Annotated in this window: 11 protein-coding genes; 9 read left to right on the forward strand and 2 right to left on the reverse strand. The window is 39.7% G+C overall.

Features of this window, described 5'->3' with window-relative positions; translation table 11 throughout:
• The first annotated feature begins 190 nt into the window (after positions 1 to 190).
• Positions 191 to 1,708, forward strand: a complete 1,518-nt coding sequence (locus tag CDZ94_RS18350; protein WP_425352570.1) for a fumarate hydratase — start codon at positions 191 to 193, stop codon at positions 1,706 to 1,708.
• A 525-nt stretch (positions 1,709 to 2,233) separates the two neighbouring features.
• A complete protein-coding gene (pdaA, locus tag CDZ94_RS18360; protein WP_232735841.1) occupies positions 2,234 to 3,004 on the forward strand; it encodes a delta-lactam-biosynthetic de-N-acetylase in 771 nt (256 codons plus the stop codon).
• 86 nt (positions 3,005 to 3,090) lie between these two features.
• Here the strand turns inward: pdaA and CDZ94_RS18365 are convergent, their stop codons facing one another.
• Positions 3,091 to 3,456 (reverse strand): GAF domain-containing protein, encoded by a 366-nt coding sequence (locus CDZ94_RS18365; protein ID WP_096439623.1) that lies wholly within the window; start codon positions 3,454 to 3,456, stop codon positions 3,091 to 3,093.
• A gap of 130 nt (positions 3,457 to 3,586) precedes the next feature.
• Between CDZ94_RS18365 and CDZ94_RS18370 the strand changes: the two genes are divergently transcribed.
• The 4 genes from CDZ94_RS18370 (at position 3,587) to CDZ94_RS18380 (ending at position 6,741) form a co-directional block, all read left to right on the forward strand.
• Entirely contained in the window at positions 3,587 to 4,462 is an 876-nt protein-coding gene (locus tag CDZ94_RS18370) for a DNA-3-methyladenine glycosylase family protein (protein WP_096439625.1), read from the forward strand.
• Positions 4,463 to 4,476: 14 nt separating this feature from the next.
• Entirely contained in the window at positions 4,477 to 5,880 is a 1,404-nt protein-coding gene (gene rlmD, locus CDZ94_RS18375) for a 23S rRNA (uracil(1939)-C(5))-methyltransferase RlmD (RefSeq protein ID WP_096439627.1), read from the forward strand.
• Between the two features lie 37 nt (positions 5,881 to 5,917).
• On the forward strand, positions 5,918 to 6,052 hold the full coding sequence (locus tag CDZ94_RS21900; RefSeq protein ID WP_280951872.1) for a hypothetical protein: 135 nt from the start codon (positions 5,918 to 5,920) through the stop codon (positions 6,050 to 6,052).
• Positions 6,053 to 6,174: 122 nt separating this feature from the next.
• Positions 6,175 to 6,741, forward strand: a complete 567-nt coding sequence (locus CDZ94_RS18380) for a DUF4256 domain-containing protein (protein ID WP_096439629.1) — start codon at positions 6,175 to 6,177, stop codon at positions 6,739 to 6,741.
• Positions 6,742 to 6,821: 80 nt separating this feature from the next.
• Here CDZ94_RS18380 and CDZ94_RS18385 read toward each other — a convergent pair whose 3' ends face one another.
• Complete coding sequence (locus tag CDZ94_RS18385) at positions 6,822 to 8,327, reverse strand: GH39 family glycosyl hydrolase (protein ID WP_096439631.1); 1,506 nt, start codon at positions 8,325 to 8,327, stop codon at positions 6,822 to 6,824.
• A 455-nt stretch (positions 8,328 to 8,782) separates the two neighbouring features.
• On the opposite strand from CDZ94_RS18385, the gene CDZ94_RS18390 reads away from it, so the two are divergent.
• The 3 genes from CDZ94_RS18390 (at position 8,783) to CDZ94_RS18400 (ending at position 11,844) form a co-directional block, all read left to right on the forward strand.
• Entirely contained in the window at positions 8,783 to 9,706 is a 924-nt protein-coding gene (locus tag CDZ94_RS18390) for a helix-turn-helix domain-containing protein (protein ID WP_096439633.1), read from the forward strand.
• A gap of 309 nt (positions 9,707 to 10,015) precedes the next feature.
• Positions 10,016 to 10,972 carry an ABC transporter permease gene (locus CDZ94_RS18395; RefSeq protein WP_096439635.1) on the forward strand — a complete coding sequence of 319 codons (957 nt, stop codon included), beginning with the start codon at positions 10,016 to 10,018 and terminating at the stop codon, positions 10,970 to 10,972.
• Positions 10,973 to 10,986: 14 nt separating this feature from the next.
• On the forward strand, positions 10,987 to 11,844 hold the full coding sequence (locus tag CDZ94_RS18400) for a carbohydrate ABC transporter permease (RefSeq protein ID WP_096439637.1): 858 nt from the start codon (positions 10,987 to 10,989) through the stop codon (positions 11,842 to 11,844).
• Positions 11,845 to 11,846 lie beyond the last annotated feature (2 nt).

Below are 11,846 nucleotides of genomic sequence, written 5' to 3' on the forward strand. Positions count from 1 at the left end.
TTTCAACAAAAACTGCCAATAAGAAACCTTCCATCTCTTATGTTCCTCTTCCTCGACAACGATTCTGATTTTTCTCCACAAATCTGACCATTTGGAAAGGGTTTCATAGTATAATCGTATGTGTACTAGTATTGAACGAAGATGAACCAACGAATGAGGAGTGTTTACTGTGAACGAATTTAGACAAAGTATGTACAACCTAATCGTCGAAACATCTACTAATTTGCCCCATGATGTGAGACGGGCGATTAAACGGGCTAAACAAAAAGAAAACGCGGGTACACGTGCAGCTTTATCGTTATCTACGATTACAGAGAATATCGGAATGGCTGACGATCATGTTCTGCCTATCTGTCAAGATACAGGGATGCTTACCTTTGAAGTGAAAGTTCCGGTCGGTGCCAATCAATTGACGATGAAAAAAGATATCCACGAAGCTGTGAAACAAGCTACAGCTGACGGAAAGCTCCGTCCGAATTCAGTAGATTCTCTCACGGGAGAAAATAGCGGAGACAATATCGGAGAAGGTACGCCGATTATCCACTTTGAACAATGGGAAAAAGACGAAATTGATGTTCGCCTCATTATGAAAGGTGGCGGATGTGAAAATAAAAATATTCAATACAGCTTGCCTGCAGAAATTGAAGGACTTGGCCGAGCAGGACGCGACCTCGATGGCATTCGAAAATGTATTCTTCACTCTGTGTACCAAGCTCAAGGTCAAGGTTGTAGTGCCGGCTTTATCGGTGTAGGAATCGGTGGTGACCGCATTTCAAGTTACGCTTTAGCTAAAGCTCAACTGTTTCGTGAGGTAGACGATACCAATCCAAACGAAGACCTTCAAGAACTAGAAAATTATGTATTGGAAAAAGCAAATACATTAGGCATAGGTACGATGGGATTTGGAGGGGAAGCGACGTTACTCGGATGTAAAGTCGATGCAGCTAACCGTTTACCTGCCAGCTTTTTTGTGTCAGTCGCTTACAATTGCTGGGCATTCAGGAGGCTCGGCGTGAAGCTGAATCCGCAAACAGGCAACATTAATGAATGGCTTTATAAAGACGGAGAGAAGGTTAGCTTTATTGAAGAAGAGGAAGCTAAAAATTCTCCAGAGCAAGAAGAAAGTCGTGAAGTTGTCCTTGAGGCACCGATAACGGAAGACAAGATTCGTGAGTTGAAAGTAGGTGACGTGGTCGTAATTAATGGGATGATGCACACAGGCCGTGACGCGATTCATCATCATTTAATGGATCATGAAGCACCGGTTGATCTTAACGGGCAAGTGATCTATCACTGCGGACCGGTTATGCTTAAAGATGGCGATGGAAATTGGCACGTTAAAGCTGCAGGCCCAACAACTAGTATTCGTGAAGAGCCGTATCAAGGTGATATCATGAAAAAGTTCGGTATTCGTGCTGTGATAGGAAAAGGTGGAATGGGTCCTAAGACGCTGAAAGCCCTTGAAGAACATGGCGGTGTTTATTTAAACGCCATTGGTGGAGCCGCTCAGTATTATGCTGATTGTATTAAAGGCGTAGAGGGCGTTGACTTAATGGAATTCGGCATTCCTGAAGCGATGTGGCATTTACGTGTAAAAGGATTCAAAGCGATTGTCACGATGGACTCTCACGGAAACAGCTTACACGAGCACGTTGAGAAAACGTCATTGGAGCGTTTGTCTCAGTATAAAGAAAAAGTGTTTGCATAAGAAAGAAGGCCCTATCTTGAAACAGCCTGACTGCCAAAAGCGGTCAGGCTGTTATTGTGTGCTCCTTAATCTGTTGATTATTCTTACTAAAAACAACAATCTTTCAGAAATTAGCCTTTATAAAAGATTGTTGCTATTTTTTGAGCGTGACAGCCATTAATGATGGGAAAGGACGCAAATTTTTGCCTTCAACTCATCATTTGAGCTGAAAAACGCTCAAAAACAACAAAAAGAGTATTTATTTGAGTAATATATCGGCGCTAGCAGGTGCTTTATCATCTGCTCAAGCATGATATCAGCGGAAATCAGCATCTTATCAGCGGAAATAGCTCCGATATCGGCGATTCGACAAATATCGCGCATCAAACTTTACGAAAACAGCCTTATCAAGAAAAACGCCCATTTCAGAAGTCTTCGATGCATGAAAAGGAGCTGTTCGATTTAAACTATATGCATGAAGGTTGAATGTCGGGAAAAAGGAGCCGGATGAATGTGAAAAAGAGAGTCGTTCTTTTATCAATCGTGATGCTTTTTGCTATGATAACTGTACTTAGTTCATCTGCTTTTGCATATAACACGCAAGTATATCATTGGAATTTTAAACCGAAGGAAAACAATGAACCACCAACGACGGAACCCCATTACGAAGAGCTGCTAACAAAATACGGTGGTTTTTATTTAGGGGACACATCAGAAAAAGAAGTGTTTTTAACTTTCGATAACGGATATGAAAATGGCTATACACGTAAAGTGTTGGATGTGTTAGAAGAAAAAGAAGTACCAGCCGCTTTCTTTGTAACGGGACATTATTTAAACGAGGAGAAAGAGTTGATTAAACGGATGGTGGACGAAGGGCATATTGTTGGGAACCATTCGTTTCATCATCCGAGTTTGCCAGAAGTTAATAACGAACGTATGGAAAAAGAATTGACCAGTGTAAAAGAGCTTTACACAGAGATTACTGGTGATAAAATTATGAACTATTTGCGTCCACCTCGAGGCACTTTCAGTGAAAAATCTCTCGCGCTTACTGAGGAACTGGGTTATACGAACGTGTTTTGGTCATTTGCTTATGTCGATTGGGAGATCAATAAGCAGAAGGGGTGGAAGTATGCTTACGACTCTATTATGCGCCGAGTCCACCCAGGTGCCATTATGCTGCTACATTCAGTTTCCAGTGACAATGCAGAAGCACTCCCCAAAGTGATTGACGACCTTCGTTCTCAAGGCTATGAATTCAAAAGCCTGGATGAAATCAGTGTCAAAGATAAAGTTTTCCCTTATAAGCACGAATGAATGTGAAAGGGGTCAGGCACTGTGCCTGACCCCTATGTAGGTAATGTGTCATGGTAAGGACTAGAAAAGATCCCAATTCTTACTTTTTAATGAGAAAATGCGATTTCAGATAAACCAGCAGCAACTTCTTCTAATGTCGATACATCAGTTACGTCAAAAGCAATCGCTTCTTTGCTGCGAACGATAAGAACACCTAACGTTTTTTGATTTGCATCTTCAATTGGAAATTTCAATTCCGCGTTTGTTTCCCATTTAAAATCAGATTCTTCGTCGGAAGCTGCCATTAATTTTACATCTTCCTCATTTTCCACAAAGTAAATGCCTGACCAATCAATATAAGGCACCTCTTCTACAAGGCTGTCAACGGTCTTGTTTAAAACTTCCGTTAAATTTTTTCTTTGATAAATGTCGGCCATAATTTGTAATGAAGCCACGTCTGTTGCGATAGACACTCGTAATCTCTCCCTCATCTGTTAATCTCACAATCGAGTGTATCAAACATTTACCCAAAAGCGGGTTGGCAAGTTAAGGAAGTAGCCCGGATGTGGTATCATTTATTGTACAATGAAAGGCGGTGCGACAATGAACTCATCGATTCAGTTACAAGGACCATATAATTTTGACCACGCATTGAAAAGATTGGAAACCGACCCATTGAATGTTGTTAATCAAACTAAACGAGAAGTAAAAATCCCACTGATTGTAAACGAGACATCTGTTGTAGTGGATGTTCAAGCGACGGGAACAACGGAGCACCCGTCATTTGATCTTAGCATCTCAAGCTCAGTAGATAAGAAAGCAGTTCTTACGAGGCTATATGAAGTGATGCACTTTGATGTACCGTTAAAGAACGTTGCAAACCACTTTAAAGCTATGGATCTTTACCCTTTAATTCGAGAGAGTTATGGCATTCCTTTTATTACTGATTTCCAACTTTATGGCTGTTTAATGAAAACGATCATTCACCAACAGTTGAATATGAAATTTGGAATTACGTTAACCGAGCGATTTGTTAAAAGCTTCGGTGAAAACATTCACGGTGTCCCCTTTTTTCCAAAGCCTGAAACAGTGGGGCAATTACATGTTGACGAGCTTAGAAAACTCCAATTTAGCCAAAGAAAAGCAGAATATGTGATTGATACTTCGCAAATGATTGCTGAAGGAAAACTCAATTTCACGGAAATTAAACGAAAATCGGATGACGAAATTATTGAAGAACTTACGAAGATACGGGGAATTGGCCGTTGGACGGCAGAAAACTTCATGATGTTTGGGCTAGGCAGACTCGATCTGTTTCCCAAGCAAGACATCGGTGTGCAAAATGCATTGAAGCGCTTTTATCAGCTTGAAAAAAAGCCTTCATTTGAGTTTATGGAAAAAATAGCGGGAGATTGGAGCCCATACAGAAGCTATGCAACGCTTTATTTGTGGAATAGTTTAGAGAACGGAACGGTTTAACTGGAGGATAAAAAATGGAAAAACAACGTAAAAAACAAACAGAATTGAAGATGAAAGTAGGGCAACGCTTTCCCCTTACAATCAAGCGGTTAGGTATTGATGGAGAAGGTGTCGGCTACTATAAACGGCAAGTCGTTTTCGTTCGCGGAGCGCTTCCTGGAGAAGAGGTTGTTTGTGAAGTGACAAAGCTGCACCGGAAGTTTGCTGAGGGGAAAATAAGAAAAATCCGAAAGGCCTCTCCTCACCGAACAGAAGCGCCATGTCCGGTTTACGATAAATGTGGCGGCTGTCAGCTTCTTCACTTAACGTATGAAGGACAGCTTAAAGAAAAGAAAGATATTGTTAGACAAGCTTTTGAACGCTACACGAAGCTTAATCTCGACAAAGTTAAATTTGCTGACACGGTAGGGATGGAAGAGCCGTGGCGGTATCGAAATAAAAGCCAAATGCAAGTAGGAAACGCGGATGACAAGCTCATTACTGGCTTATTTCAAACCGGTAGTCACCGCTTAATTGATATTCCAGAGTGTATCGTACAACATCCGAAAACCGATGAAGTAACACGTACGGTAAAAGAAATTCTCGAAAGCTTGAACATCTCTGCTTACAATGAAAAGAAGCGAAAAGGTACGGTCCGTACGATTGTCACACGTGTTGGCTTTGAAACAGGTGAGGTTCAACTTGTGTTAGTGACAGCCACACGAGATTTTCCAAAGCGTGACCTCTTCGTAGAAAAAATAAACGAACGCCTTCCGTTCATCGAATCAATCGTCCAAAACATTAACCCGAAGAAGACTTCGATGATTTTTGGAGAAGAAACGATCGTGCTTGATGGTAAAGAAAAAATTCGTGAAACGTTAGGAGAGTTAAGCTTTAACCTTTCTGCACAAGCGTTTTTCCAATTGAACCCCGCACAGACGAATAAGCTTTATGACCTTGCAAAAGAAGCAGCGCAACTCACCGGAAACGAGCGTGTAGTTGACGCCTACTGTGGAGTCGGGACGATCGGTCTTTGGTTAGCAGATGAGGCGAAAGAATTAAGAGGAATGGATGTCGTCAAAGCATCGATTGACGATGCCCGTAATAATGCGGAGCAGCTCGGGTTCACAAATGCGATCTTTGAAACAGGGAAAGCAGAAGAATGGCTTCCGAAATGGGTGAAAGAGGGATGGAAGCCAGACGTCATTGTCGTCGACCCGCCACGAAGCGGATTGGATGAATCGCTCATTAACACGATTGCACGCGTGAAACCAAAGCGTATCGTATACGTTTCCTGCAACCCGTCAACACTAGCGAAAAATACAAATGATCTTCTTAAAGCCGGCTACCAGCTGGAGCAATTACAACCGGTGGATATGTTTCCGCATACGGCACATGTGGAGTGTGTGGCGCAGTTAGTTTTACGTGATAAAAATTAATCGAATAGGATTGAAGCGAACGTCGAGGTAATGAACAATGATTGAAAAATTACTGAAAAGGCACTTGCTTACGAGAAAAATACTCGAATCTCAGTTCCCACATACGATTGGTTATCTTTTTGCTGAATGGACTTGCCAAGCAGAATCAGATATTGCAGATAACATGAGTTAAGCTGTTTGTTTCATTAACGGGTGTGTTAATTTATAAGAAGGGTTATCGTTCTTTTGTGGAATTAATTGAACGAGCAGTTTAGTCCTCATACAATTATGAGTAAAAACAAGGGGGAACCTAATATGACAAAGAGAAATAAGGAATTGTCACTAGAACAACGTGAAGAACTACTCATAACTTTGAAAGCCCGTTTTGAGAAAAGCATGAACCGACATAAAGGTCTTGAATGGGCTAAAGTACAAGCCAAGCTAGAAGCTAATTCTGAAAAACTGTGGTCGCTTAATGAAATGGAAGGGACTGGCGGTGAACCGGATGTTGTTGGCTATGATAAAAATACGGGCGAATATATTTTTTATGATTGTTCAGCGGAAAGCCCTAAAGGTCGCAGAAGTGTTTGTTACGACCGTGAAGCACTGGAGTCAAGGAAAAAATACAAACCAGAAAATAACGTAATTGATATGGCAACTGCCATGGGCATTGAACTTTTAACGGAAGAACAATACCGGGAGCTGCAGAAACTTGAAAATTTCGATATGAAAACGTCGAGCTGGGTGCAAACACCTGCTAATATTAGAAAACTTGGCGGGGCTATCTTTTGTGATCGCCGCTACGAAACTGTCTTTGTGTACCACAATGGAGCAGAATCCTACTATGCTGCAAGGGGTTTTCGAGGCTCGCTAAAGGTCTAAATTTTGAGGAAGCAAAGGCGGTTCTTCTGCTGCTTGGTGACCCGCGATGACGCTACATCGCGGGTTGTTTACACTTTACATTAATAAGAAGTTAAAAGAGTATCATCTAATCCGTCATACGTATGAGATTCGTCAGTTATAGGGAGAATTTCAAGGAGTGTCACTTCGTTTTTTGTTAGTGAAATATCTAAGTTTATAAAGCCATTCCTAGTCTCAAGTCTGTTTGTTGTATGTTTTGGCTTTGCTGAATTCCTCATGATCTCTACTAGTTGTTTACTTGGAAACCTTGGTCTGCCCATCTTTTTCCACACGCCCCACGGATTTGCGTGATTTTCATCGACTGATTCACGATTGGTAAATACGTAGTCCGAATCAAAAGGAATTTCAAATGAAATTTCTTTGCTTTTTTCCGTTACCTTGTCTGTTACAAGGTTCCAGGCAACGAGAGTGATCGTCCCATCATCCTTTTGTGTAACGACAAGATCATTATCTCGGTATAGAACAGCATTCCCAAGTCTGTTGAAAAACGCAAATAAATGGTACGTAGGTTTAGGTATGCTGTTTAACGCAACTAGGCCAAATCCTCCATGAAATTGGGAACGTGGAATGTCAAATTCTTCAAAGACATCACTGAACGTCCAATAGGAGAAGGAATCGACATAATCTCCGCCTTCACTTAAAATTCTCGCGAGGTAGGCAGCATTTAACGGTGTGTCATGAATCGGATTGATCGGGCTGTATGATGTATTGTATTCAGTAATATGAAACGGCAAGTGTGGGAAGTCGGACGAATCAATTCTTTCTCTTCCTATTTTAAATTGATCTAACATATTACTATTTTCATATAAATCTTGATAGTAAAATTCTGAGGTTTTTTTCTTTGGAGCTTCTGATGTATAGGCATGTCTGCTGACAAAATCGACAGGGACGTTTTCTTGTTTACAGAAATAGAGGAAATCAGTAATCCACTCATCCGAACCTCCGCAAATCGCGGGTCCTCCCACTTGCAATTCAGGGTTAACGTCCTTGACTGCATTCGCAGTGACTTTATAAATTTTAAAATATTCCTCTTTATCAGCGTTTTTCCAAAAATTTCCTAAGTTCGGTTCATTCCACACTTCAAATGGCCATTGTATAACTTCTTCTAATCCATACCGGTCGATAAAGTGTTGTACCGTAGTGGTAATGAGATTCCGCCACTTATTATAGTTAGCTGGAGGCGTAATATTTCCTTCCCAGTAAAAAATCGTTTGTTCTCCTGAAGCTAGCGCTTTAGGCATAAAACCAAATTCTACAAAAGGACGAAGGTTCATTTCAAGAAAGGAATCAAAGATGCGATCGATGTAAGTAAAATTATAAAAAGGTTTTATTCCTTCGGGTGTATCTACTTCCTTATAAATACCAATATCTTCATGAAACAGTCCATGTCCACGGATATACTTAAAATTTATGTTTTCTTGGACCAGTGTTAAATGATCTAAATATTCTTTCTGAAGTGCAAGACCTAATCTTCCGGTTCCAATACAATGCTTCCATTTGTCGTCTAAAGTCGAGACAGGATTTTGGGTTATCCGAACTTTACTCATTTTCAGCCTCCTAAAAGAAAGTTTGTTTAATGAATGAACTTTTTTATATAAAAACTAATCGAATGTGATAAAATTGTCAAGTGGGAGTGTTCATTAATTAGAGGCTGTTGAATAAGTAGCATACGCCTGCGTAGCAAGAGGATATGCTCTTTCTCATGGAGAGAGTCTGCAAGGAAATAACTCTTCTTTTGCTAAGATACACATGGGGTAGCCAAGGGTGCTGCTCAATGGCGGAGACTCCTGCAGGGTTTTTAACTGATAAAAGCAACAAACTTTTAGAAAAGAGCCTTAATTAAAGACTCCTAATACATTATGAAAATGCTTACATTTACTTAGTGTGGTTAGTCTGATATTATTCGAAACAACTATTATGCTGTTTGAAACATGGAGAGTATTACTGATGAATCCGTCATTTCCGGTGAATTTAGCTAGAAAAAAAGTCTGGGAGTGGTCTTATGGAGTTTACTTTCAAAGATAAAAAGTTAACAGATGGTCATTTAATTACCAGGCCATATAATATTGAAGAGTATATCTATCCAGACATTAAAACTGGGTTTGAATTACTCGGAATGCATGTGAGGTCAACGAAGTGTACGTGGAATTATCCGGAGCACGAACACCAAATTTACGAATTAAACCTCGTAACGGAAGGCCATCAGATCTTTAATGTAAATGGAACATTTTATGATCAATATGCAGGGGATATCATTTTTATCAAGCCAGGAGAGCTACATTCCAGTGTTGCTGGAAGCGATAAAGGCTTCACCTATTTTTGTATGCACTTTAATATTGATGACAAATTATTTTTACCTTACTTTAAAGATGTAGAGCAATTATTTTTCCATTCTGAAAGTAAATTAAATCGTCAAATAACGCCTTTGCTAGAAAGGTTAATACACTTATTAAAAAACTCTGAGTCTTGCTTTGTAGAAAGAATGCATGTTCATGCTGTCATTTTTGAACTATTAGCTGGAATCGTTTCTGGTCTTAAAGAAGAAACGAGTGATAGTGAACTCATCACGAACCGCACGTATGAGCTGGCTTATCGAATTGCTGATAAATTAGAAGACATGGTGACAAATGAAGATGAAGAGCTCCACAAAAAGGGTATTGAAGATTTAGCATCAGAATTAAATATTAGTCTCTCTTACTGTCATAAGCTGTTTAAAAAAGTGTACAATATGTCACCAAGAAAATATCTATCCTATAAGAAGACAAACAAGTCGAAAACGTTACTCATGGAGAAGCAATATTCGGTGGAAGAAGTGGCCGAATTGATGGGTTATTATGATCTTGCTCATTTTAGCCGGCAATTTAAAAGGTGGACAGGATTTACCCCTTCTCAATATCGAAAAAATTATGCTACTAGAAGTGAATAATAGATTAAGAAAAGCTGCGTGAAGGTAGAACAAAAACCTCTATTTACAACAATAGAGGTTTTTTTATGGGTTAAGAAAAGATAAAAATCTATGCTTCATTGTCTAGCACCAGTCGCCATCAAATCATGTCAAATAACTTGCACAATTTTAAATATGAAACATCGATGTGCGATTTTGGGTAAAAGTAGTCCTAAAAGATACATAGATTTCTGAATTTTCTGTTGATAACATTAAATTACTCAACTGACATGGTAGTATACAACCTGAAACAATTCGGCCGGATTATTTAAAAAAGAAAGGTGTGTTGGAATGAATGTAAACGCTTTCTCTGAAAGGTATAAAAAGCTCAACATCTATTTGTTAAATAGCAGATTCAAAAATATTTGGAAATATCGTTGGCTTTACCTTTTTATGCTGCCTGGAATTCTTTTCTTCATTATTTTCAGGTATGCACCGATGTGGGGCGTCGTAATGGCTTTTCAGAATTATCGTCCTCACCTCGGTATTCTTGGCAGTGAATGGGTTGGATTTGCTCATTTTGAACGATTTTTCTCGCTGCCTGATTTTTGGATGCTCTTCAGAAACACACTCTTGTTAGCAATCTATGATTTAGTCATTTTCTTTCCGTTAACGATTATTTTAGCACTTATGTTAAATGAAATAACAAGAGAGTGGTTTAAAAGAAGTATTCAGACGATCGTTTATATTCCGTACTTTTTGTCTTGGGTCGTTATTGTCGGTATCACTCATCTCCTTCTTTCAACGGAGGGGGGGCTTATAAACGAAATTATTCATTATTTCCGTGGAGAGACAGTCAGCTTTTTGACGAGTACGGATTGGTTTAGACCATTAATTATTATGCAAATGATATGGAAAGATGCTGGGTGGGGAACGATTATCTTTTTGGCGGCACTTACCGGTGTGAATCCTCAACTTTATGAAGCAGCAAAAATGGATGGGGCAAACCGTCTTAGGATGATTTGGCATATTACGCTTCCAGCGATTCGAAACATTATTATCATTTTAATGATTTTGCGGTTAGGTAACTTCCTTGATCTCGGCTTTGAGCAGATCTTTTTAATGGTTAACTCATTAAATAGAGAAGTTGGGGAGGTTTTCGATACGTATGTTTATCGTGTCGGTCTCGTTCAGGGACAATTTAGTTATAGTGCTGCTGTTGGATTATTTAAAGGTGTAGTTGGATTAATTCTCGTTTTAGGTGCAGATAAAATAGCTAAAAAATCCGGAGAAGAAGGTATTTTCTAAAGGAGGTTAAATAGGTGGTTCACAACCCAAAATTATCAGAGCGCTTATTCGATGCATTCAACTACTTTTTATTAGCGATATTTTCCATTCTATGTATTGCTCCGTTTATTTACGTCATTGTTGCATCCTTTTCAGAGACAAATACCGCTATTCCTTCTGGATTTACCTTAGATGCTTATTATTATATTTTCACGACCAATACGTTTGTAAGAAGTTTAGGGGTCTCCGCTTATATTACGATTCTCGGAACGTTCTTGAGTATCATCGTTACAACCTTAATGGCGTACGGTCTATCGTTTAAAGGTGTACCTGGCAGAAGGATCATCATGCTCGCTGTTGTTTTTACGATGATCTTTAATGGAGGGATGATCCCGACCTATATCGTAGTGAGAAGCTTGGGAATGATTGATACGTATTGGGCATTAATGCTGCCGAACTTAGTGATGGCGTTTTACTTAATCATTATGAGAGGGTTCTTTCAAAACATTCCCAACGAATTAATTGAGTCTGCAAAAATCGATGGTGCTCACGACATCGTTGTATTATTCAGGATTGTTTTGCCGCTCTCGATGCCGGTTATTGCTGCGATCTCTTTGTTTTATGCGGTAGGGATTTGGAATCAGTATTTTGGAGCGGTCATGTATATAAATTCTCCTGAAAAATGGCCGGTACAGGTTGTGTTGAGGCAAGTCATCATCTTAGCTACAGGCAATATCGGTGATGAAAGTTCAATGGATGCCGATTCGTCATTTGTAGGCCAATCTGTTCAAATGGCGGTAGTCGTGGTTTCCATTATCCCGATTTTAATGGTGTATCCATTTATTCAAAAGCACTTTGCAAAAGGGATGCTACTTGGATCGGTAAAAGGATAGCC

The organism is Alteribacter populi, assembly GCF_002352765.1.
GTDB classification, from domain to species: domain Bacteria; phylum Bacillota; class Bacilli; order Bacillales; family Salisediminibacteriaceae; genus Alteribacter; species Alteribacter populi.